General features: G+C 47.7%; 21 protein-coding genes. 11 read left to right on the top strand and 10 right to left on the bottom strand.

Annotated elements, in window-relative coordinates; translation table 11 throughout:
• Positions 1-83: 83 nt before the first annotated feature.
• The 7 genes from ABRS97_RS09655 to ABRS97_RS09625 all read right to left on the bottom strand — a co-directional run bounded on the left by ABRS97_RS09655 (position 84) and on the right by ABRS97_RS09625 (position 7,695).
• Positions 84-1,166, bottom strand: coding sequence for an ABC transporter ATP-binding protein (locus ABRS97_RS09655; protein ID WP_367813258.1), 1,083 nt, complete (start codon positions 1,164-1,166; stop codon positions 84-86).
• A 59-nt stretch (positions 1,167-1,225) separates the two neighbouring features.
• Complete coding sequence (locus ABRS97_RS09650; protein ID WP_367813256.1) at positions 1,226-2,884, bottom strand: ABC transporter permease; 1,659 nt, start codon at positions 2,882-2,884, stop codon at positions 1,226-1,228.
• Positions 2,885-3,028: 144 nt separating this feature from the next.
• The gene (locus ABRS97_RS09645) at positions 3,029-4,063 is read right to left on the bottom strand and encodes an ABC transporter substrate-binding protein (RefSeq protein WP_367813255.1); all 1,035 of its coding nucleotides are present in this window, start codon (positions 4,061-4,063) and stop codon (positions 3,029-3,031) included.
• Between the two features lie 26 nt (positions 4,064-4,089).
• A complete protein-coding gene (locus ABRS97_RS09640; protein WP_367813253.1) occupies positions 4,090-4,875 on the bottom strand; it encodes a DUF3919 family protein in 786 nt (261 codons plus the stop codon).
• Positions 4,876-4,918: 43 nt separating this feature from the next.
• Positions 4,919-6,355, bottom strand: a complete 1,437-nt coding sequence (locus ABRS97_RS09635; RefSeq protein ID WP_367813251.1) for a sensor histidine kinase — start codon at positions 6,353-6,355, stop codon at positions 4,919-4,921.
• A gap of 2 nt (positions 6,356-6,357) precedes the next feature.
• Positions 6,358-7,029: a response regulator transcription factor gene (locus ABRS97_RS09630; protein ID WP_367813249.1), complete on the bottom strand. Its 672-nt coding sequence runs from the start codon at positions 7,027-7,029 to the stop codon at positions 6,358-6,360.
• 174 nt (positions 7,030-7,203) lie between these two features.
• Positions 7,204-7,695, bottom strand: coding sequence for a YhcN/YlaJ family sporulation lipoprotein (locus ABRS97_RS09625; protein ID WP_367813247.1), 492 nt, complete (start codon positions 7,693-7,695; stop codon positions 7,204-7,206).
• Between the two features lie 393 nt (positions 7,696-8,088).
• Between ABRS97_RS09625 and desA the strand changes: the two genes are divergently transcribed.
• The 3 genes from desA to ABRS97_RS09610 all read left to right on the top strand — a co-directional run bounded on the left by desA (position 8,089) and on the right by ABRS97_RS09610 (position 10,355).
• A complete protein-coding gene (gene desA / locus ABRS97_RS09620) occupies positions 8,089-9,123 on the top strand; it encodes a Delta(5) desaturase DesA (RefSeq protein WP_367813246.1) in 1,035 nt (344 codons plus the stop codon).
• Positions 9,124-9,393: 270 nt separating this feature from the next.
• Positions 9,394-9,942 (top strand): TetR/AcrR family transcriptional regulator, encoded by a 549-nt coding sequence (locus tag ABRS97_RS09615; protein WP_367813631.1) that lies wholly within the window; start codon positions 9,394-9,396, stop codon positions 9,940-9,942.
• On the top strand, positions 9,939-10,355 hold the full coding sequence (locus ABRS97_RS09610) for a DUF3995 domain-containing protein (protein ID WP_367813244.1): 417 nt from the start codon (positions 9,939-9,941) through the stop codon (positions 10,353-10,355). Before ABRS97_RS09615 ends, ABRS97_RS09610 begins: the two co-directional genes overlap by 4 nt.
• A gap of 66 nt (positions 10,356-10,421) precedes the next feature.
• Here the strand turns inward: ABRS97_RS09610 and ABRS97_RS09605 are convergent, their stop codons facing one another.
• The 3 genes from ABRS97_RS09605 to ABRS97_RS09595 form a co-directional block, all read right to left on the bottom strand.
• A complete protein-coding gene (locus tag ABRS97_RS09605; protein ID WP_367813243.1) occupies positions 10,422-11,624 on the bottom strand; it encodes a hypothetical protein in 1,203 nt (400 codons plus the stop codon).
• 144 nt (positions 11,625-11,768) lie between these two features.
• Positions 11,769-13,520, bottom strand: a complete 1,752-nt coding sequence (locus ABRS97_RS09600; protein WP_367813241.1) for a sulfatase family protein — start codon at positions 13,518-13,520, stop codon at positions 11,769-11,771.
• Between the two features lie 134 nt (positions 13,521-13,654).
• Positions 13,655-15,100, bottom strand: coding sequence for an ATP-binding protein (locus ABRS97_RS09595; RefSeq protein WP_367813240.1), 1,446 nt, complete (start codon positions 15,098-15,100; stop codon positions 13,655-13,657).
• A 422-nt stretch (positions 15,101-15,522) separates the two neighbouring features.
• Between ABRS97_RS09595 and ABRS97_RS09590 the strand changes: the two genes are divergently transcribed.
• The 8 genes from ABRS97_RS09590 to ABRS97_RS09555 all read left to right on the top strand — a co-directional run bounded on the left by ABRS97_RS09590 (position 15,523) and on the right by ABRS97_RS09555 (position 24,148).
• Positions 15,523-16,557: a hypothetical protein gene (locus ABRS97_RS09590; RefSeq protein WP_367813238.1), complete on the top strand. Its 1,035-nt coding sequence runs from the start codon at positions 15,523-15,525 to the stop codon at positions 16,555-16,557.
• Between the two features lie 53 nt (positions 16,558-16,610).
• Positions 16,611-17,042 (top strand): hypothetical protein, encoded by a 432-nt coding sequence (locus ABRS97_RS09585; protein WP_367813237.1) that lies wholly within the window; start codon positions 16,611-16,613, stop codon positions 17,040-17,042.
• A gap of 325 nt (positions 17,043-17,367) precedes the next feature.
• A complete protein-coding gene (locus ABRS97_RS09580; protein ID WP_367813235.1) occupies positions 17,368-17,628 on the top strand; it encodes a hypothetical protein in 261 nt (86 codons plus the stop codon).
• Positions 17,629-17,808: 180 nt separating this feature from the next.
• Positions 17,809-19,155 carry an extracellular solute-binding protein gene (locus ABRS97_RS09575; RefSeq protein ID WP_367813233.1) on the top strand — a complete coding sequence of 449 codons (1,347 nt, stop codon included), beginning with the start codon at positions 17,809-17,811 and terminating at the stop codon, positions 19,153-19,155.
• A gap of 95 nt (positions 19,156-19,250) precedes the next feature.
• Positions 19,251-20,141 (top strand): carbohydrate ABC transporter permease, encoded by an 891-nt coding sequence (locus ABRS97_RS09570; RefSeq protein WP_367813231.1) that lies wholly within the window; start codon positions 19,251-19,253, stop codon positions 20,139-20,141.
• 16 nt (positions 20,142-20,157) lie between these two features.
• A complete protein-coding gene (locus ABRS97_RS09565; RefSeq protein ID WP_367813229.1) occupies positions 20,158-21,039 on the top strand; it encodes a carbohydrate ABC transporter permease in 882 nt (293 codons plus the stop codon).
• A gap of 82 nt (positions 21,040-21,121) precedes the next feature.
• A complete protein-coding gene (locus ABRS97_RS09560) occupies positions 21,122-22,966 on the top strand; it encodes a sensor histidine kinase (RefSeq protein ID WP_483312437.1) in 1,845 nt (614 codons plus the stop codon).
• 3 nt (positions 22,967-22,969) lie between these two features.
• The gene (locus ABRS97_RS09555; RefSeq protein WP_367813227.1) at positions 22,970-24,148 is read left to right on the top strand and encodes a response regulator; all 1,179 of its coding nucleotides are present in this window, start codon (positions 22,970-22,972) and stop codon (positions 24,146-24,148) included.
• Positions 24,149-24,194: the final 46 nt, after the last annotated feature.

Here is a 24,194-nt window from a genome sequence, read left to right as displayed (position 1 = left end):
CCAAGTTGAACGAAATCAGCGTCATTCAGCAGAGTGTGTCACGTTTCTTTAACGATTATGCAGAGTATATGCCACATTGTTTCTTATCCAGGGTTCTTGATCAAATGGATTTTGTCCGCTGCTGCGTTAATCGTAACGTTGCCTTGGAACTTCGTTTGCCCGATGTCATACGCATCGACGATCCATTCCTTCATGTTATCGTCGAGGATGAAATACCTTTCCTTCTCGCCTTGGAACATGGATGACTTGACGAAGCCCTTGACGAGGAAATCACCGCTGCCAACGGACCCATTGATCCTCATGGATTCGGGACGAATGCTGAGCAGCACCTTATCACCCACGCGGACATCCTCGTCGCTGTTTACGATTGCCGTCCGTCCGCTCGCGCCATATTCCACGGTGCAATGACCGCTCGCAGCTTCCCGCACAACGCCATCCACGAAGTTCGTCGTGCCGATGAAGTCGGCGACATAAGGCGTGCTCGGCTTGTAGTAAATCTCATGCGGCGTGCCGTACTGGTCAATCGCGCCTTTGTTGAAGACGACGATGTAATCCGACATCGACAATGCTTCAAGCTGGTCATGGGTCACATAGATGACCGTCAGGCCAAGCTCCAGCTGAATGCTGCGCAGCTCCACGCGCACTTCCTCGCGCAGCTTCGCATCCAAATTACTGAGCGGCTCATCGAGCAGAATGATCGGCGAGTTCATAACGAGCGCTCGCGCCATCGCCACACGCTGCTGCTGGCCGCCGGACATTTCGTGCGGATACCGTTCCTCCAGTCCGGTCAGCTTCACCTTGGCCATCGCGGATTTCACGCGATCCTGCACCTCGGCTTCGGGACGTTTCTGAATATCGAGCCCGTAAGCGACATTATCAAAAACCGTCATGTGCGGGAATAACGCATACTCCTGAAAGACCATCGGCGTTCCCCGCTTGTAAGGCGGGAGATCGTTGACGAGCTGGCCGTCGATCCGAATTTCTCCCTCATCTATCGTATAAAAGCCTGCAATCGAGCGCAGCAGCGTCGTTTTGCCGCAGCCGCTCGGTCCGAGGAAGGTAATGAACTTTCCGCGTTCGATTTGCAGATTGATTTGTTTGAGTACGTGATTGCTACCAAACACTTTACTTACATTTTCCAAATCGAGCAATACTTCTGTACCCATATGTCTCACTCCTTAGAGCTATTAATTAGAAAAGCTGGCTTCATTAGCATGACGTACGTTTAGAAATCGAAGATTTTGACCTTCGAGCGGAAAATAAGCTTCATCACACCGAGCGTTGCCAGTGTCGCACCCATCAAGCCTACGGCGACTGCCGCTGCCCAGTAATACGTGCCGGTCTCGGCATAGTTGAAGATGGAGACGGCGGCGACGACCCATTTGGGCGTAATCAAGAACACGATGGTGCTTAAGGTGTTCATGTTTTTCATGAAGGCGTAGACGAAATTGGCGACAACGGTCTTTTGCAGCATCGGGAAGACGATGGTCGTCAGCGTCCGGCGGCTGTCAGCGCCGAGATTCGTAGCGGCTTCCTCAATCGATTTGTCCACCTGCTTGAAGGAAGCGGTGAGACCTCTGTAGCCGACCGGCATCTGCTTCAGCAGCATGGCGACGATGATGAGGATCGCCGAGCCTTGCAGGACGATAGGTCCTGAACTGAAAGCGACGATCAGCGCCAGACCAACGAACGTGCCTGGCAGCGCAATTGGCAGAACGGCAGTGAAATCGAGCAATTTTTTGCCCGGAAAGGGCTTCCTTACGACGACATAGGCAAGAACGAGCGCGAAGGCGACGGCAAGCAGAGAGCTGACAAGCGACAGCACCAAGCTGTTCATGACGGCAGGACTGGAAGGGTTAAACACAATTTTGAAAATATGATCCAGCGTAAACGTATTGTCACGTCCGAAATTTTTGGTAAAGGCGAACAGAATTGTGATTGCGAACATCGATAAGATGAAGAGTGAGATGATGCAGTTGAAAATGAAAAGCAGGACATCGGTTTTACGAGAGGTGGTTACTCGATTCAAACCGGAAACCGGCTTTCCTGTAATGGTTGAATAGGAGCCTTTGGACAGCAGCTTGCTCTGAATGACGAACACGAGCAGGGCAGGGACGACGAGAATGAGGCCCATCACGGATGCAAGTCCGGGCTCGTTGTTCAGAATTTCTCCGTAGATTTCAACAGCCAAGAGGGAGTAATTGCCACCAATCAGCTTGGGATTTCCGAAGTCGGCAAAGCAGTTGATCGCGACCAGCAAGAAGGCATTGATGACCCCAGGCAGCGCTAGCTTGAAGGTAATGGTGCGAAAGAGCTTGAAGCCGCGTGCGCCAAGGTTCTGGGCGGCGATTTCGAGATTCGGCGAGATGGAGCGCAGGACGCCTGTAATGGTCATGTAGGCAAGCGGGAAATACGAGATCGTCTGGACGATCCAGAGACCGGGAAGCCCGTAGAGATCAAGCTCAACGTTAAACCATGCTTTCAGAAATTGGGACACCATGCCGCCTCTGCCGAACAAGAGCAGGAAAGCTAGGCCCGTCATGACCGAAGGCGCAAGAATCGGCAGGAAAGCGATAAAGCGGAAAAACTTTTTACCATCGATGTTGCTGTAATGGATGGAATACGCATAGATGAAACCGCAAACCGTTGCTGTCAGGGCAGATAAGGAGGAACTGACGACCGTGTTCAGCAGAGCCGTTCCATAACGGCCTTTGCTAAAAAACGTTTTCCAGCTGTCCGCACCCGGCAGCGCAACGACGTAAATGAGCGGGTAAATGACGAAGAGACAGAGAATGGCAAAACTGATGAGAACCAGGATCAGCGAAGATGGATCTTTGACCAGTCTGCTGAGCGACGCGCCCATACCCTTTTTTTCTATAATCATAGGGGGCTTACGACCACCTTCCGAATTCATTGTGTAAGTAGGGCAAAGGGCATTGCAAATAAGAGCGTTTGTTGTCTGGTTGTCATGCTGTCTGCTCTCTTGCAATGCCCTGCCATGGATTTCTTTGTTCCAGATTAGTTCAAGTTATTTCAGGTTTTTCAAAGCGTCCTGCAGCTCTTTGCGCTGCTCGGCTGCTTTCCACAAGCTGTAGGTCGTGTTGTACTTCGTTGTCTTGATATCGATGCCGTTCTTAGGAACCGGAACGCCTGGTTTAACGGAAACCGCCATTGCGGATTCGGAGTACAGGGTGCCAGGCTCATTCGTGAGCATGTAGTCCATCAGCTTTTTCGCGCCAGCGGTGTTTGCGCCGCCTTTGACGATCGCCAGACCGCCAACCTCATAACCTGCCGCTTCCGGCACGATGCTGACAATGGGGTTGCCTTGATTTTTAATTTTCAACTGGTCGCCCAGGAAGGTGATGCCGATGGTGTATTCGCCTTTTGCTGCTTTTTGAATCGGCTCGATGCCGGATTTCGGTCTTTCTTTCAGGTTCGGCAGGAGCTGCGCGACATATTTCAGCATTTCGTCTTTGCCCCAGACCTGTGCGAGCGAAGCGACTGCGGTGTAAGCGGTTCCGGATGTGGCCGGGTCGGACATGCCGATTTCACCTTTGAATTTAGGGTCTAGTAATTCTTTAAACGTTTGCGGATAAGGCGCTGTTCCGTATTTCTCTTTCCAACGCTGCTCGTTGACACCGATAGCAATCGGGTTCAAATAGAATCCCGTCCAGAAGCCTTCTTTGTCTTTCATGTTGTCAGGCACATCTTTGGCATTCGGTGTGATGTAAGCTTCGAGCGCACCGGCTTTCTTTAGCACTTCGTGGGAGTCTGCAGGACCGCCCATCAGGAAGTCGGCCTGCGGTTTGCCCATCTCATTTTGCACGCGGGTTACAGCTTCACCGCTCGGCAGACGAAGCACGTCGTAGTCGATGCCGGTTTCTGCTTTGAATTTATCCAGGATTTTGCGAGCTTCTTCTTCTTGGAAAATTGAGTATACCGTAATTTTACCTTTTGCCTTGCCGCCAAAAACGCCGGATTTGTATAGGAAAAATCCTGCAATCAACACAACGATAATGACCGACACGATCATGATGGTACTGTTATTTTTCTTTCTAGCCATTTCTACCAACCATCCCCTCAGAGTTGTTAGGAGGCGTCACTTAACTTGAAATAGGCTTTGTGGTTCGTTTCATCCAGCAAATCGAAAACAACGAAGTAAGCGTTGTCATACCGGTCAACGTGCAGCCAATGCTTCGAACTCTTCGCCTCATCGGTCAACTCGACGACGAAGTGGGCGCTAGGCCTTTCCGCCGTAAAATTGAAATGGCTGAAGTCGATGAGTCTGACCGACGCCCGCATTTGCAGCGTTAGCGCGTTTCGCTCCGCCGCGGATAGCGGTGTAAGCTGCCCGTTCTGCAAGCTGTACACCTCATGCTCCTTTTTCTCAATCGCCGCGCCCACGGTGTCCGCGGTCAGCGTCTTGTCGATGAGCATGTTTTGCAGCTTGCGGATCTCCGCGCTAACCTCCAGTGAATTGACCGAGTCGGAACCGAAGCGGAATCCGCTCGTGCCGATCTGGAACGGAACATCCTCCTGATCCAGGTAGGCAATAGAACCGGTTAACAGCAAACGGGAAGCGTTTGCACGATTCTGCTGCTTACCGGAGCTAAGCAAGCGGGAAAACGAAGTTTTCCATGCAATAAGCTCCTTCGGATCATCGATGGCAATCGTGCCGATCCCCGGATAGGTAATGTTCATGTGCATAGGCACGCCGTCGAACATATCGCGGCTGTTCGGTTCCTTGGGCACAACCCGCACTTCATCTACGTTGATACGGAACGCATAGGCGAAAATGCCGATGATTGTGCAGCCGATGACGATTTGCAACAAGATGAGACGCAAACATGAAAGCCCTTTCTTCTCCTCTTGCATGTAGATTACTCTCCTTTTATCTCAGAAAAATTGTTAGTTTGTATCAATTTTGTAACAGAATGCGCGGAGGCAACTGCTCGGTCAGGAAAAACAATTCAACATCGGTGCCTTGCCCCAATCGGCTCTGGACGGATAGGCGGCCGCCTTGCAGCTCCATCAGCTGCTTGCACAGCAAGAGGCCTAGCCCGTGCGACTTCGGCGAAATCGTGCGTGGCTGCTGCTGGTCAAGCGGGAGGAAGAGGGCAAGCACATCGGCTTCGCTCATTCCTATGCCGTTATCGGTGATGCGCACGATGCACTGGCCGTCGGCATGCTCCAACTGGATGCGCAGTTGCGTGCACTCGCTATGCTTGATGGCATTGTCGATCACATTGAAGAGTACCTGCTGGGTACGCTTCGGATCGATATACACCTCGCATGGATCGGCCTGCAAGGTGGTTGTGATGCTGGACTTGTACAGAGTCGGCTCCAAGATTCGAATGCTATCGCTCAGAATCTCCGCTAGATCCGCCCTTTCGAGCTGTACGCGCCACGCTTCATCGCCTTTGAGCGAGGATTGCAGCAGTTCTTCGACCATCTGGAGCAGCCGTGTGCTTTCCTTGCGGATGTAGACATTGCATGTACGAATATCGTCGATACGTTCCATTTTGTCAATGAGATCGGAGAATCCGATGATCGATGTGAGCGGTGTTTTCAACTCATGAGTCACATTATCATAAAATTTCTTCTGTTTCCCCTGCTCATAGTGGAGCAGTTGGATATGCTCTCGCAGCGCGTAGGACATCTGATTGAAATCGTCGGCCAGCTCCCGCACCTCGTCATGGCTGCGAACGACGATTTTCCGGCTGAAATCGCCGATGGCAACAAGCTTAAGCGCTTGTTGGAGAGCATGCAGCGGCTTCATGATGAAGAAGGAAAAGGAATAGCTCGCCAGCAAGGCAATGAGCAGGCAGCCGAGCGCAACGCCGATGAACCATTTGCGCATCCCGGCGAGTGTCTGTTCATGCTGGTTGAGATCGAGCAGATAGCGGAAGCCGCCAACGATTTTGCCCTCATACACGAAAGGAGAGGCGTAGATGAGCAGCTTGCCGCTCTCGCCCAAGGTAATAACGGTCGCCGTTTGGCCTTCCAATGCGGCATCGATATCGTTTCGCTTGAACAGATCCTCTTTATTGCCGCTATCTCCGATAATCGTGCCCTGCGGGTCGAATAGCTGGACTTGAAAGTTGCTGTTAGCCGCTAAGTGAGAGGCGATAAGAGGGGCGTATGTGCCCGAAAATAACTGTTCGATGCTAATTTTTTTATCGTTCACGATTTTCAAGGCTTCTATGCGATGCAGCGAGTAGTACTGGCTAAGCGTCTGTGTATCGCGCTCGATCATGCTTTTGCTCAAGGTGTAATTGACGATGACATACATCGCTGCGAGCAGCATGACGATTGTAATGGTGTGCTGAATGAACAGCTTATTGCGCAGCCTCATGGCTAGACCTCCAGCTTGTAGCCTGTCCCATGGACGGTTGCGAGCACGTGGCCGTGGGGCTTCATCTTCTCGCGCAGACGGTTCACCATCATATCGACAGACCGTGTTTGTCCGTAGTATTCATAGCCCCAGACTTGATCCAGAAGATGCTCGCGCGTAAAAACCTTCTTCGGATTTTTGCACAGCAACCAGAGGAGATCGAATTCCTTGCTTGTCGTTTTCACAAGGCAGCCAGCCACTTTGAACGTGCGCTCGGTTTTGTCGATTTCAATGACGCCGGCCTGAAGGATATCGGCTGCCTCGGTTGGTTCCGCTTTCATACGACGCATGACGGCACGAATCCGCAAGATCAGCTCCCGTGTCTCGAAGGGCTTGGTCAGGTAATCGTCAGCGCCGAGCTGGAAGCCTAGTATTTTATCGTTCATTTCATTTCTGGCGGTAAGCACAATGACGGGAATCTCCTTGTAGGCGATCTGCAGCGTCTTCAACAGTTCGAAGCCAGATTGATCGGGCAGCATCAGGTCGAGCAGGATAAGGTCCGTCGGCTCCGCCGCGAGATGCTCTAGCCCCGCTGCAATGGTGCCGGCTACAGTGGGGTGGAAGCCTTCAACTTCCAGGCTTAATTTAAGCAGCATTTGAATGCTGGAATCGTCTTCAATGATTAAAATATTCATGGTGAGGGTTCCTTTCCGCAAACCGTTCTTGTTAAAACCATTCGTCGCGTACAGGGCGAGTTCCTACGCACGCGCAAAAAAGGACCCTTAACAGGATCCTTCATGCGACCAAAGGTGACATTTCGGGTCAAGCGAATGTAGACGGTAAGATTTACGGCAGGTTTGATTAGGTATCTATCTTGGGTTTGGAAAAATACGCTGGACCATCTCGCTAAATTGTTCGAAGAAGCCGGCAACTGGCTTTCCTTGCCCTACATCTGCAACATAAGTATTTACGCGATTTACAAATTCAGGGTTTGTTGACACATAGACATTTTGAATATTTGGGTCTGTTGCCTTGACATGTTGGGCGATTTGACCCTCCAAGTCTCGAGTAAGTTCAGTATGGCCTGTGTTCACCACTGCTGCAACATAGGCGTTACGGTTAGTTACAAGGACATTCGCTGACTTAATTCCGTTGATCTGAGTAAGCTTATCTGCCGCTTGTTTCGCGACTTGAACACGATTATTGACGGTTCCATTCGGCAGGTATTGGTTCTGCTGTTGTTGAGCTCCTTGTTGCCTTACCAGATTACTGTTTTTATTGTTTGTGCAACCTGCGGCAATAACGATTAAAGTAACTAATACCAAGGCAATTCCTTTCGTCTTTTGCTTTTTTGCAAGCATCTATCTGTTACACCCCCATTGAATTTATGGTTTAGTATGATCCCAATTTGCCATATAGATTCAACGAATTTTTCGCCACTTTCATTGTTTTGAAGGGCTGACGGCTTTGCGGAACGTCTAAGATGTTAGTGTATTTGCATATTTTCATGCCGATGTAATGCACCTATTGATCCTTAATCTTTAAACCTCCGAGTGTTCATTGGTAATTCCCTGAAAATGGCATTTATAAAAATTACTTATATTGCATTTTACAAAAGGCGAAATCGCCGTTATGATGGGGAGGCTATGAGCAAGATCTATCCAAGGGTGGAACCCTTTTCATCCTGCTGCGTACTACAACGAGACGGAAACAAAAAAAGATCCGACAAGCATCGGAGAGGGAGTTCTATAAGAATGAGTTATGAAGATAAAGGCGGGTGGCGATCGGATATCGCGCCTTACGAAAGACCACATTTTAAGCACAGTGTGTGGCAGTTGATCAATACGCTTGTGCCCTTTTTTCTACTCTGGTATTTCGCCTATCTGAGTCTCTCGGTTTCATTCCTGATTACCCTGGTCCTGGACATTGTCGCGGCTGGATTTCTGATTCGGATCTTTATTATTTTTCATGATTGCTGCCATCGATCGTTTTTTAAAAATAAAATCGCAAACGAAGTCATCGGGACGATTACCGGGATATTGACCTGTTGTCCATACCATCAATGGCGCCATACGCACACGATTCATCATGCATCCAGCGGGAACTTGGATCGCAGAGGCGTGGGCGACATCTGGACGCTAACGGTAGATGAATATATCGGATTGCCGATGCTGAAAAAATGGGTTTACCGGATGTATCGGAATCCTTTTGTTATGTTTATCGTGGGTCCTATCTTTATTTTCCTCATTGATTATCGTTTTAACCGCAAAAAAGTGGGCATGAAAGAACGCATCAACACGTACGTGACGAACATCGCTATAGTCGGCTGCGCTGCGCTGCTGATTTGGGCAATTGGCTGGCAATCGTTCCTGCTTGTGCAGGGTCCGATTTTCTTCCTTTCAGGGGCGGCGGGCATTTGGCTGTTCTATGTACAACATCAATTCGAGGAATCCTATTATGAGCATGATGAAGAATGGGACTATGTGAAAGCGGCGATGCATGGCAGTTCGTTCTACAAGCTGCCGAGAATTCTCCATTGGATTACGGGGAATATCGGTTTTCACCACATTCATCATTTGAGCCCGAGAGTGCCTAATTACTATTTGGAAAAGGCTCATAATAAGAATGAAGTTCTTAGAAATGTACAGACAATTACGCTGCGCACAAGCTTGCAATCACTTAAATTCCATATATGGGATGAAGAGAGCAAGCGGTTTATGGGATTCAAAGAGGTTAAAAAGTTTGTTATCCAGAAGCAACTGGCCTCGACCATCAAAGCGGATATCTAGTAAAAGAAGCTGTCTCCTGAAGTAGAAAGTCTACTCAGGGGGCAGCTTTTTGTTTGTTAAAACGAACGAATAACCGTCCGTAAGAGCAGGCAACTCATGGCCTTTAGCCAAAACAATATTTGGAAAATATTTCTTAAAAGCAACCAATTTCCATGTATAATTATGACTGTAGTCAAATTATGACCGTAGTCATTTTTGGGGAAAGGGATCGTCCTTATGCTAAGAGCCGAACGAAAACAGGAATTAAAGGAGCACATCTTTGTGCAAGCTATGAAGCTGTTTAAGGAAAAAGGCTTCGATCACGTAACAGTCGAAGAGATTACGCAAGTTTGCGGCATCGCCAAAGGCACCTTCTATAACTACTTCCCAAGAAAAGAAGCGATACTCCTCCACCTTGGTCAAACACAAATGGAAGCCGTTCAGATTAGCATGCAGCGTTATGCTCATATATCCGATCTGAAAGAAAAGCTTACGCGCCTATTTCACGATCTATTTGAGCGGTATTCGGAGCATCCGGACATGATCAAGATGACGATCTCGGAGATGATGCGTTCAACCCTGCTTTTCCAGGAAGAAATGAGCATCACGCGCAAATTCGAGGAGGTTCTTACTGGCATGCTGGATGATGCCAAGACACGAGGCCAGGTTGACGAGCGCACAGTTACTTCAGATATTGCCGCTATCCTTGTGGGCTTATATTTTTATTCTGTTCTTTCATGGGCGTCTTCGGATCAGCATGCTCAGGGTATTGAATCTATATTTTTACGCAAGTTCGAAATCGTGTGGGAAGGCATTCGTAGGAGGAGGGATGAAGCATGATGACGGGATTGATCGGTTTATCGGCTTTGCTTTTGGCAGGGATCGGAGGCATCCATGTCTACTGGGCTTTCGGCGGCAGATGGGGAGGCAGTGTCGCTATTCCGACCGGTGAAGCGCAGAAGGCGGTTTTCAGGCCGGGTAAAACGGCTACGCTTGTTGTGGCAGGTTTACTTTTTGTAGCGGCTCTGCTTCTTATGCTTCAAGGCGGTTTGTTCGCATTCCCCCATGCCGAACGAATGGTGAGATGGGGGTGCTGGATATGCGCCGCTGTATTCGGCCTTCGGGTCATCGGTGATTTCAAGTATGTGGGACTGTTCAAAAGGGTGCGGGGATCGCGATTTGCCACGTACGATTTGTTTGTATTCACACCGCTGTGCTTATGGCTTTGCTTCATTTTCTATGCGGTGCTCTAGATCAAGTTTCAGCTCTCACACACACTACTGCCTTCCCTCTCGGGGGAAGACAGGTTATTCGAATGTTCAATCCGTCATCTTATTTCGGTATTCCCGATCTGGAATGTTCGAATTTTTATTTTCCGTATAAGCGGTGCTCTCTAGCGGAGGCACCTGAACTTCGTCGGCTGTTTTCACAATTTTAAAAGACGTTTTCCCAGACTTCTCGTGGCGTGCCCCTTTGATATCCGCAAGCCAATTTTCAATCTGGGTGTCACCGTTAATCTTGGCGTAGAAGGACGTATACAGCGTGCCGCCCTTCGTCAATAAGTTCAAATACTTTTGTAGATCTTCCGATAGCGTTTTCGTATACGACAAGATCCCGTTGTAATCGGTAATTACATCGAATAGTCCTTGATCCATGCCAAGATCCTCATCGGACATGTCGCCGAAAAACTTACCGGACGCATAACGGAACTTGTCGTTCTTCTCCAGTTCCTGCAAATCGACCGATTCCGGCTTTTTGAAGCCGATTGCCGTCGTGCGCGCCTTCCCATCCTTTTTGTAGTAGTCCTGCATGGCTTTGGCTTCCCCTGCGCCGCCGTCAAGCCACCGCTGTTTGTCCTCCAGACCGTTCACATGCTTTTCGAAATCTTCACCGAAATAATTCGAATATTCCTGCATCCCCGAGGTAATTGTAAACGAATTGTTCTCAAGCCTGTCATGGATTAACTCTTCCGCTCCCTCGGGGAGTTTCTCCGTTTGAAAAATTTCCTGAGTCAGCCGTTCGATCAGCTCTTTCACATCGATTTCGTCTTCCGGATGCTGCAGGTTATAGGCTTCGACAAGCTCTTTAATCTGCGGTTCAGGGTCTTCCGGTTCTTGGTCGTCTTCAACGTTCAGTTCTTGATTTCCTTGCGTTTCTGCGGCCAGTTCCCCAGTCTGTTCCTTTGTTTCTTCATCCGTACCATAAAGCGCTTCGAAATACGTTTTGATCAGTAGCCGGCATTGCTGTTCGATAGATTCTTTCGTTGGCGCAGTTGTGGAATCCGGGGGGTCGATGCCGCGCTGGATAACAGCCGCGCCTGCTTGGCCGACCTGCTGGCTCAATGAATGAGTAAGCAGCGATTGGACCCTGCGGTTCCCTAGCGTTCGTTGCAGCTGTAGAAGTTGTTCGGGCATCCTCAACATTTCGCCGTTGGCGCTCTGGGGAGCATCCCGCTGCAATTGCGGGCTCGGGGTACTTTGGTTCCCGCTTTTTCCTTTTCCTGACTGATAGGGTGAAAACATGATATTCCTCCTGTTTGCATGTGATAACTATTACATTCGCAAGCTGGAAGTTGAACTCCTTCCCATTAATTCCATTTTATCCTTTCGGGTCGGGTACGCTTTGGAAGATAAGGCGAGGAAGCGATGAGCCTTGAGTAAAGGGGCTCACCGCTTCCTCGCCTGCCCAGGCGTCAAACGCTTCTTTTTCCGCTGCTCATCCAATAAGCGCATCATGGCCTGCTGGATGCTTTTCGTTCGCTGCGACGCAAAAGCGGGATGTGCAAGATTCCTGGATTCCAGAGGATCCTCGGTTAGATTATACAGTTCATATTCGTCCGGGAGGGGTACGGTTTTCGTCGACTTGTATGGTCCTCCTGCAGGGTGGACTCCTATATGGCAGGTCTCATCCTTGATCCACGGTTGGCTCCAGAACTGCGGGTTATCAAAAAAACGGGAGAGCTTCCACATCTCTTGCTGCTGATTGATCGATAGGATGGCGATCACCGTTTCGATATGGTTCGGCTGCGTAACGGCTGGATAAGGCACGCCGATAAGACTGATTTGGCGCTGTCCGCGCAGCAAATCATCGTCCGTCATGAAGTAAACCGGTTCATTCGCTGGAGCGGATTCCTGCTGTCCCAAGAGATAGGGGGAAAGATCGCGTCCTACCAAGGGATGCACTTCACTGAATTGAGTCCGTAGGCGGTCTTGAATGTCTGCCGTATCGGCATTGGCCAGTCCCAGCATGGTCGGGAGCAGATCGAGGTGGCTTGTCAGTGCAGGACAGCTTTTATACGAAGGGAAGAGTTTTCTATTATGAAAGACGAGAGGGACATGCAAAGCCTCTTCATAGGCACAGTACATTTTCTGGTGAAGGTTGCCGTGAGCGCCAAGCAAATCTCCATGATCCGATGTAAAAATGACAATCGTATTGTCGTAAAAAGAGGATCGAGTCAGCGCTTCGAACACCTTGAGCATTTGCTGGTCGGCATTTTTTTGCAATTGGTAATAGAGCTTGCGATAAAAGGGATTATTCATAATCGGCTGCAAGGCGATCGGGTAGAGATTCCGGTAGCTTGCCTGGCAATGCGGCTTCGTGTCCAGAGGCTCGCTGAACGTGGGCGGGGGTGGGATTGGCGGGATATCGTCCGCTTCAAAATGAAAGGCAGGCTGGCTTTCGGCCAGCGCGCCGTACAGCACGATATCGTGCGGGTTCACGAAAGAAGCCACGACAAGCCAAGGCTTCGCAGCGGGATCGGCGCGTTTCTCGTGATCCAGCGCTTCGATGAGATCGACGGCTTCCGCCGAGTAAACGACGTCTCTCCCGCTTACGCCAAATGCGGCGGAGGAACCGGAGTTTCGGGGATTTACCCCGTGCGGCTCGGGGCCAATCCAACCGGAGAAGCCAAAGCTGTCCAGGTTGTCCGCGTGAGCGTATAAGGCTTCCTTTTTCCTGTCGGGCACACCTGTCAAGGGATCGTAGCTCGGGACATCCTGGTGCGTTCCAGGAACGACGATGTCTTCATAAGAGATATGCCATTTCCCTTTATAATACGTTTGGTAACCGGCCTCGCGAAAGTAATTGCCCATCGTAGGCACTGTGTTTCTACCGAGCCAGAACATATCGGAATCGAAAGCGCTCTTGGCGATGCCGTCCGTCTGGCTAACACCGTGAAGCGATGGATAGTGCCCAGTAAATAGGGTGGCCCTGCTGGGGCAGCACGCGGCGCTTCCGATGTAGTGCCGGTGGCATTCTAGCCCGTGGCGCTTGAGAAGCCCTTGCGTGATGAGATTTTTGTTGCGCCATTCCTGAATCTCTGAGTTTTCATAGAGGGGCGGATAACGCTCCTCATCCACGAGGAACACGAGGAAATTAGGTCTCTGAGCGTTACGGGAGTCGGAGGAAAAAGGATACATGGGCAGCACATCCTAACTAACGCTTTTACTCTAGAGTATGCAGTTTGGGCTGGGGAGAGTAGTGTTGTAGTGAATTTATAAGCATTATACTGCTCATTGGACATGTATAGTTTCTAGATCGATTTTCTTAAACACTACTGAGGTGTTCTAAATCGATGCTTTTCAGCATGCCCAAGCAGATAAAGGAAAACATATGCGGGTATTTTCATAATGGGGGCATTTTTTACTGCTCCGTAATCCTCGCTATTTTTCGTGACCAAGATGGATAAGTTAAGCTTGTCTTTCTTTGACCACTCGACTATTGCTTCGGACTCCTTCAAATTTGTATCATTCCGATATTTAACCTCAATTAGAATTTTACCTCTAGGGATGGATAACACGATGTCCATCTCTTTCTGAGTAGCAGTATCCCTGAAGTAACCAAGCTTTGGATTCATATTGTAATAAAACGTTTTGATATGTTTAAAAACCGCTGATTCAACGATCATTCCCATTTGATCGGGATCATGAACAACATCCTCACCATGACCAAGAACGGCATTCCTAATAGCCGAGTCTGAGAGATACACTTTAGGTTTTGCTTTCAGAATCTTTTTCCCTGTCATCTCGATTGGATAGGCAATGTATATCAAGTTGGCCATTTCGAGAAGAGACATATATTTATTGACGGTAGCGCGCGAAATTTCCATATTGCTTGAAATCGTAGTCGCTTCTATAATGTTTCCGGTTGTCATGCAGAGATAAATAAATATCTTCTCTAGTTCATCAATATTCCTAACATTAAAGAGCGAAACCATATCGCGTTTCAGCACTTTATCTACCACGTCTTCGCGAATAATTCGCTGCGCATAAGAAATATCATCGGTTCGGGCGATCTCTGGAAACCCGCCAACCAATAGATATCTGTGGAAGTGTTTTTCTAGTGACTGTAGGCTTGCCATTAGTTGTTTTAAAGTATCGTTATCTAGATTTATTAAAGATGTGGGACCAATAAGCTTATCGACTGATGGCGTTTTGATCTCCCTTAACTCTAAGTATTCAAAAAAAGATAGGGTAGGTATTTGAATTTGAATCCACCGACCAACCCCGCTTTCAGGCATTTTCTCGTGCAACATAGGGCTTGCAGAACCAGTAGCCATAACCCGATATGTGGGATTATTATCATATATGGTTTTCAACCAGCCATTCCAATCTGTCGCATATTGAATCTCATCCAAGAATAAATAAATGTCATCGCCAAGAGCAATATTGTTTATAAATGCTTTAATGATCTGATCCATATTGGACATTTTTAATATGGGATGGTCAAACGAAACGTAGATAATGTTTTTTGATGGAACACCTTTATCCAGCAAGTCATTAATAAATTGATACATGATCGTTGATTTTCCAACACGTCTAGAACCAGTTAGAATAACATGTCGACGAATATCAATATGCTCGAAGGCTTGTCTCGCTTCATAGTAAGCAAATCGTTTTATTGGTTTGGAAAACTCTTCGGATATTACATTCGTTTCCCACCATCTGTTGAACCCACGTAAAACTTGTAAAATGTTCTCCTCAGTAATCAGGTCCTTCATTATTAGGTTCACCTTCTCAAAATTGTTATTCTTATTATACATTATGCTGTGGATAATGATAAGTATACTTTGCATTTTATCGAGTTTATAGTGCTGAATTTCTGGGTTATGCTCGGGTGGAAATCAAACACGCGGACTTCGTCACCGCGAAGCGCTGCCTGTGGGGCATTATTTTGGATAGAGGTTCGACTCCGCTCAGTTGCTGGAACCCTTGTCCATGCAAAACCACAACTTAAGGATATGGAAAGGGGTTCACCAAGTCAAAAAGAGCTTCTTACTTATGTCAGTAGTGTCAATCGCACCTTGGTGGCACTTTTGACGCTTCTGACTCTTTTTTTGAAGATGTTAAGGAGCCAATTGATTCTGATATAATGCTACTGGTTGAAAGGTTAATAACGGTTTTTAATTATGGGGGGGTAGCTATGAAGATAGAGATCGCGGAATCGTTGATGCTGTCTTGGTTAAGGCACGCCAAGAACTGCCAGATTGTCCAACTAAACTGGAAACCATCGGCTGGTACATGGGAACTCTCAAATGAAACAGAAGTAGAAGCGATAATGAACGAGGCGGATGAATATTTTAGTAAGAGATACCAGGGAATGAATTTGTTCAAGAAAAACACTTATACGCAGCTTATGCAACAAGGTGAGATAGATGCTCTCGGTATAGAGCTAAACCAAGGTTCCGTTCGGAATATATACGCTATTGACGTGGCATTTCATGAAAATGGACTAAACTATGCATCACGTGAAGAGACAATAGCCCGTGTGCTGAAAAAGATGATTCGTTCCGCCATGATTCTGCACGGTTACTTAAACATGAACAAGGGAGAAATCATATTTGCTTCTCCTAGAGTTTATGAAATAATCAGTGCTCCATTAAAGCAGTGTCTGATAGAGCTTAAACAGATATTCGATAAGAAAGGATTGGATTTCAAATTCACGCTCATCTGCAATGAGGACTTTAGAGATAAAGTATTCAATGTCGTGACAGCGTTGGCGGGGGCTGTTTCCGATACTTCTGAGCTCTTCATGAGAAGCATTCAAATGTATAATCTTTTTGTCGATGAGCCTGTGCAGAGGGTTGAGAGGCAGAAAAAGGAGATTGTGAGAAAGCAGACATATACAGACTTTAAGGGATTTGAGGAAATGAAGATTGGTCTCTTGGTCAGATCGAGTCTCTCTCAACTTATTGAAAAGAATCTGCTTGATTCAATGGAAATAGAACGAATGACACAAGAAGGGTATTCGAAGAGAGTGTTTAATGTAAATTACCCTGTTCTTAAGGAATACGAAAAAACACGTCCGATCAATGTGCAGAGAAATGACCCTCTTGGTCACGCTAGATATTATGCAGATCCTTACCAAATTGGGGATAAGTTGTACTTGCTTTGTAACCACTGGGTCGAAGAACTTAGCAGAAGTTACTTTGAGGCATGGCTGAAAAAGTTTGATTGAGAACTCAAATGGAATCATTTCCGCGTCTGAATCAAGGGGAGGGAAGAATAGCAATGGCAAGTTTAAATAGCTTGAATCCGGGTAGGGGAAAAGCATTCCAATTATTAGTTCAGCAAGCATTGGCTGCATATTTTAAGAAGCCTTTTGTCATGGAGATTGCCTATCCAATTGGGAAGCCGGCAAAAGACCACAAGTTCGATTTAGTCTCCAGCGACGGTGGAGTAATTGTTGAAACCAAAAACTACACTTGGACATCGGGGAATAATGTGCCTAGCGCAAAGATGTCGGTTCTTAATGAGGCAGTTTTTTATTTACAACATGCTCCAAAAAACACTCAAAAAGTGTTGGTAATTAACTTGGATAGACACGCTGGCAGAAATGAAACACTTGCGGAATATTATGTAAGAACTTATCGGCATTTGCTTGACGATGTTTCTGTGATGGAGTTTGATCAGAACACAGGATTTTTAAATAAAATTGTTTAACTGAGGAGGAGAGCATGAAACAAGACATGAGATTAAAGGGCAGGATTTAGAGTGTATTGGCTTAATGTTGATAAGTAAACCTATGTCTTCAAATTGATAAGATTGAATGTCCATATTGTAATCCTAAAGAAACCAATCTGAATGGTATAGAAATCGAAAAATATGATGGCGGATGGTTCTCATTTAGTTCTGTACCGGAGGCCAAACAATTCCAGAAAACAGAGTTTCCAAAGGCAGTGATTTCGCCATGTGTGTTTGTCAAGCCATGCTTTTTTTCTGTGTTATAGTATTGTGAAGGAAGCGAGTGTCCTTCAGAGGTGGTTAGATGCGTTGGAAAGAGGTTAGAGAGCAATTTCCAGATGAGTGGGTGGTCTGTGAAGCTTTGAAGTCTCGTTCAGAAGACGGCTACTGGTTCATTGAAGAATTGGCACTTATTGATCGTTTTGACGATTCCGCAGTGGCAATGAAGCGCTATTACGAATTGCATCGGGAACAGCCTTATCGGGAGTATGGCTTTTTTCATACGTCTCGTGAAACGCTGAAGCTCCGTGAGAAATGGGCGGGGCTAAGAGGCGACGAACTGTAGATTGTAATCCTCTCGCCTCCATATCTACCCCAAAGACACCCTAACCGGTGTCTTTTTTTCTTTCTGCACAATCTATAAAAAGTAAACCTTATATCTAAAGTTCGCACATTGTAAGTGCTGCCAATTTCGAGCGATAATAAACACATCAAAAACAACAAAGTACATGAGGGGGATTTACAAATGGCTACGAAATATAACGCACTAAAGATCGTTATGGCGAGCACATTGGCAATTGGATTGACTGCATGCGGCAACGCGGCAAGCACCGGTAATGGAGACAAGCCCGCAGCGACGACGAGCAACGCAACACCTGAAGCGAAAAAGGCAGAGAACGTGACGATTACGTTCCAAAATATATATCCGGATCCAACCGATCCGAAAAACGGCATGTTGAAAAAAATCGTAAACGACTACCAAACGAAAAATCCAAACATCAAAATTGAGTTGGATTCGCTGAACACGGATCAACAAAAATTGAAGCTGAAAACGCAAGCTGCTTCCAAAGAAGTGCCGGATATCACCATCGTGAATCCATCCGCGCAAATGAAGCCTTTCGTAGATGCAGGCCTGTTCGCGCCACTGAACGATATGCTCGGGCAAAACGGTCTGAAAGATACATTTACAGGCGGAATTCTTGATTTTTATACATTCAATAATAACGTTTACGCTTTGCCGGACGGCAACAACATCGCCGTTGTTTACTACAACAAAGATTTGTTCAAGCAAGCAGGCGTAGAAATTCCTAAGACTTTCGAAGAGATGGTAACAACGGTGAGAACGTTGAAAGCCAAAGGGATTCAACCGATGGCGATTGGCGAAAAAGATAGCTGGACCGGCTCCTTCTTGTTCATGAATGTCTTGCTTCGCACCAATGGCGGTCCTGGCTTCCTGCAAGCTGTCGTTGACGGCAAAAAGACGTTCCAAGATCCAGCATTCACGGATGCTGTCAGCAGCTTCCAAGACCTGATTCAAGCGGGTGCATTCCAAGAAGGCGCAACTTCCTTCGACTACACCTCAGGTGAGAACTTGTTCAAAACCGGCAAAGCCGCGATGTACTTCATGGGCAGCTGGGCAACTGGCGGAATCGAAACTTCTTCGGTAAACGGCAAGGTGGGCGTGTTCAAATTCCCGACGGTTAAAGGGAAAGGTAACCCAGACGAGTACATGTTGGCTCCAGGCAGTGGATTCGCGATATCTGCAAACAGCAAGCATTTGAAAGAAACGAAAGATTTCTTGAACTACTACATGTTGAACTATCCAAAAGAAGCCTTCGCAGCAAAAGCGGCAGTCGGTGTCGCTCAGAAAGTAGAAGGCGACTTCAAAGCAGCTGGTTACTCAGATATGGCGATGGAAGTACTCAACCTGTTTAAGCAAGTTAAAGGCGGAGACATCGCGTTCGATAACACCATGAACCCAGGAACGGCGCAAGGCCACTTGACTAGCATCCAAAACCTGTTCGTACAGAAGAAAGATGCTGCTGAAGTAGCTAAAGAACATCAAACGGCTTACGACACAAATAAAAAATAGAGTAAGAGAGAAGCCAAATCGGAATTTATCTTTGACGCCGCGACGGTGAAGAAGGTAAGTTCCGATTGGTTCATTCAGAAAGGGAGGCGAGAAGAGTGAATGTGTTGAGAGTCTCCAAATGGACGATAGCTATGTTTGTACTGCCCTGTTTGATCATTTATGTGGGTCTCGTGTTTGTCCCGATTTTCGTTTCACTTTACAGTGGATTGTTGGATTGGAACGGAATTGGCGAATCGAAATTCATTGGCTTGCAAAACTTTCGTACGCTGTTGTTTGCAGACCCGGTCTTCTGGCCGTCTGTACGCAGGACATTGATGTTCGCTGTGTTCTCCATGGGTGAAATTCCGGTTGCGTTATTTGTGGCCATTTTGCTTAATCGATTCATTAAGAAGCCGAATTTTCTTGTTTCGAGTTACTTTATGCCTGTTATCTTATCCGTCGTTATTGTCGGCCAACTGTGGAAAACCATTTATAACCCTGCCGCGATGGGGGGAATGCTCAACCAAGTGCTCGAGATGCTGAATTTACAAGGCTGGACGAGATCATGGCTGACAGATCCGAAGATCGCGATGTATTCCCTTTACTTTGTAGCGATGTGGCAGTATTTGGGCTATCATACGCTGATTCAATTTACCGGGATTCAGAACATTCCCGCGGATATTTATGAAGCGGCCCGGATTGATGGAGCCGAAGGCTTGAAAGCCGACTGGCATATTACCTTCCCTATGAATATTCCGATTTTCAAAATATCGATTGTCCTCGCCTTTATCGGTTCCCTTCAAGCCTTCGACATGATTATGGTCATGACGGCCGGCGGACCGGCGCATGCTACTGACGTCATCTCGACCCATATGTACAACATGTCGTTCCTATCCATGAAATATGGCTACGGAAGCTCCATTGCAGCATTTCTTGTGGTGCTTTGCTTGATTGCTACATTGATCATCAACTTGATCTTTAACCGATTAGAGAGAAAATTCAACTAGGGAGAGGAGTGCCACTATGAATTCAACGTTAGCTGTATCCTCAGTGAAACCTGCCGCCTTAGTGAGACGCAAACGCCTCTCTATCGTGAAAGTGCTCGTGATTGTTCTTTTATCGGCTCTGGTCGTTACACAAGTCTATCCGCTTCTATGGCTGCTTATCTATTCTTTGAAAACGAACGAGGAAATCTTGTCTGGCCGATTCTTCGCGCTGCCGGCTTCCTTGCAATGGAGGAACTTCAGCGACGCTGTTCAGTCCGGACACTATTTTCAATATTTGAAAAACAGCTTGTTTGTTACATCGCTAACGATGGTTCTGGTCTTGCTGCTGAGCTCACTCACTTCGTTCGCTATTGCCCGATTCAAGTGGAAATACGGCCAAGCGGTTTTGCTCATTTTCCTTGTTGGGCTGATGATTCCGCTGCAAGCGACGCTGCTGCCGCTGATGATCATTTTCAAAAACATGCATATTCTGAATACGCATCTCTCGATCATTTTGCCGTATGTGGCGTTCCAGACGCCGATCGCCGTCTTTATTCTAAGCGGTTTTATGAAGTCGATTCCGAATGAAATTGAAGAGTCGGCGATTATGGATGGAGCCGGCGTGTTCCGGACCTTCCGAAGCATCATTCTGCCAATCTCCGTACCTCCGATGATGACGGTGTGTATCCTCACTTTCATTAGCATATGGAACGAGTACATTTTGGCGGCTACGTTCATCTCGTCCGAAAGACTGAAAACATTGCCGTTCGGCGTAAACAGCTTCGTCAGTCAATATTCGGTCAATTATGGAGCCATCGGCGCATTCCTTGTACTTGGCGCGCTGCCGGTCATTCTGATTTATTTCTTGCTGGCGGATAAAATTACAAAAGGTATGGTAGCGGGAGCGGTGAAGGGTTAATTCACCCCTCTCTCTTTTTTTGTTCCTGCGGAGACTAATGGTGTAAGATGGAGGTAAGGTATAACGAAAGGGGACCACTGCATTGAAACGGGGCCTGCATTCCATCCGCAATCGGCTTTTTTTGCTATTTCTCTCCTGTATGATGGTCCTGCTGTTGCTTGTAAGCTTTCTTTACTATCAGAAAACAACAGAGATTATTCACAGTAAAATTAGTGATTTGGCACAAAAAAATATTTCGCAAACCGTCGGCTTATTCGATTTGCTTTTACAAGGGTATGATAGCGTGACTAAATCATTGAATAGCAATTATGAAATGATTAGGCTCATTGAAGATCGCGAAGCGAATATAGATCCTGCTCTCAGCGTGATCAACGAGCGGACCGTTACCAATATTTTAGGCGCGATTTATTACTCGCGAGACGATATTATCGGGATTCACGTCATTACAAATTCAGGGAAGAATTATAACTATGAACGAAGGTTTGCTGGTGTCATCGACGCTAATTATTCGTCATCGGACTGGTATCAGAAACTCGTGAACTCCTCCGGTGAGATGGTGTGGCTGGGGCTGTTCCCAGGCTCGGTCATCAACCGGTTTAGCGAGGAGCCGCTCTTCATATTCGGCCGCAAGCTGTACGATTTAACTGAGCATCGGATGATTGGCGTCATCCTTATTGAGACGAATCCGCAGCCAATTCTTGCCGCATTGTCGAATGTGACCATTAGCCCGAACAGCCGTGTATACATCGTTGACCGGGAAGACCGTTTGATTGCTTCTACGGAAAGTGAGCAGGTGAAGCAGCCCTCCTTCAGCGGGCTTCCGCGCCCGCAATCCAACGAAATCATCGTGGATGACCGGACAGACCAGCTTATCGTTGCCGCCAATGCGAAGATGTCGGATTGGACGGTGCTTGGGCTCACGCCCAAGGGGGATATTAATGCCGAGGTCGTGAAGACGAGGGAGTATTTGTACCTTGTTATCCTGGTACTTATTATTTTATCGACCGTGCTGGCCAGCATTATTTCCCGGACAATTGCCAACCCGTTAAAGCTGCTGATTCGCGAGATGAAGCAGGTGGAGATGGGGAATTTCAAAGGCTCCGTGACCGTTAAATCCTATGAAGAGATCAACTCCATGGTTTCCTCTTTCAACCGCATGGTGCAGCGAATGGACGAGCTGATTGAGCGGATTACGCTGTCCTCCATCAGTGAGAAGAACGCGGAGCTGCAGGCGCTCCAGTCCCAAGTGAATCCGCATTTCTTGTATAACACGCTGGATATGATTTATTGGATGCTCGATGAACGCGAGAACGACAGGCTTGGACGGGTCATCTTGGCGCTATCGCATATGTTCCGTTACAGCAGCGACTGGGAAGAGGCCTCGAAGACAACGCTGCGGCAGGAACTTGATCAAATGAGGCATTATATGACGATTATTGAAAGTCGCTTGGAAGGCAGGGTCAGCACCGATATTCATGTCGCATCCGAGTGGTTGGATGCCATTCTGCCGAAGATGACGCTGCAGCCGGTCATCGAAAATGCCGTGAAATATGGACTAGAGCCGCTGGCGCAGCAAGGGATGCTTCGCGTCTCCGCAGAAGTTCATGAACAGGAGCTGCATATTATTATTGCGGACAACGGCGTCGGTATTGAAGAGAGCGTGCTGCGGCAAATATGGGACATGCTCAAAACGGACACACTGGAAGCGGAAGCCGGCTATCGCTCAGCCAAGGGAGGGCATGCTGGCAATGCCGCGGTGGAGATCTCAGATTCTTCTGCGAAAATTAGGCGCGGCATCGGGCTGACGAATGTTCACCGGCGCATTGTCCTCATGTACGGGGATAGCTATGGCCTAAGAATTCAAAGTAAATTAGGGGAAGGAACGACGGTCATCCTTGCGTTTCCGCTTCCTCGGAAAGGGGGGTAAGCTTTGGATATTCTGATCGTTGACGATGAAAATGTGATCCGCGAAGGGATTCAGCGGACTCTGAATAACAGGTTTCCTCAGTATCAGATCCATTTGGCAGCGAATGCGGAGCAAGCAATGACGCTGCTTCGCAATCATCCGATTCGTTTGGTGCTTACCGATATCTTAATGCCAGGCATGACGGGACTTGAGCTTATGAACATGTCGCGAAGCCGCCACCCTCATGTGAAGTGGGTGGTCATTTCGGCGTATTCGGAGTTCGCCTATGCGCAGGAGGCCGTTCGGCTCGGGGCGAAGGATTATCTGCTCAAGCCAATCGGCAAAGAAGTGCTGAGCGAGATGATCGAGAAGCTGAGCGAGGAGATTATACGAGAATCGGAATGGACAGAAGAAGCGCAGCTGTTGAAGACGAACCTCCGCTATTTGCAGGAAGCTGTCTTCCAGCGCTGGGCGCTTGGACTCGACACAGGCCGCATCGATATGCAGCCTTTTGTGGAGCAGTATCCCAATTTCCATCTGATCATGGTCAAAATGGAGAGCGATAAAGTCGTTCATCTCGAAAATTTCATCATCGAGAACGTCCTTCTTGAGCTGATCGAACGTTTTGGCAAAGGCTTCGTCACTATGCACGACAACAAAAGCTTGCTCGGGCTGGTTACACTGCCCCAAGGCGCTAGCGTATCGGAGCTGGTTGACGAGCTGCGCGGCCATCTGATCAAGTATTTGAAAGTTCCGTTTCAAATCATGTTCACAGAACGCATTGACCGGTTCCAAGCAGTGCCCGCAGAGGTGCAGCGCATGCGTCAAGCGTCTACCACACAGGTCTACGAGCATTATGCCAATGGCAGCGACCGCTCTATCGAAGTGGCGCAGCAGTACATTCGTACGCATTATCATGCGGATTTGTCGCTGGAGAAAGTCGCGGCCATCGTTTACTTGAATCCGGCCTATTTCAGCCAATTATTCAAGCAGAAGACGGGCCAAGGGTTCAAGGAATACGTCATTCATCTTAGGCTGGAGCAGGCGAAGCAGCTGCTAATGAACCCCAAGATGAAGCTCGCGGACATTGCCGAGCGTATCGGTTATCAAGACATGCGGCACTTCTCGCAGGTGTTCCGCAAGAAGTACGGCGTTACGCCATCGGAGTACCGTCAAGAGAACAGTGTGAGCACACTCGGATAAGTGCTTACATACGTGGTGGCACTGACGCATTGAGAGTGTCAAGGTG

Origin of the sequence: Paenibacillus tabacirhizosphaerae, assembly GCF_040812395.1 — a bacterium.
Taxonomy (GTDB): Bacteria; Bacillota; Bacilli; order Paenibacillales; family NBRC-103111; genus Paenibacillus_E.
The sequence above is the reverse complement of the archived record's forward strand: the minus strand, read 5'-3'. Positions and strand labels throughout refer to the sequence as shown.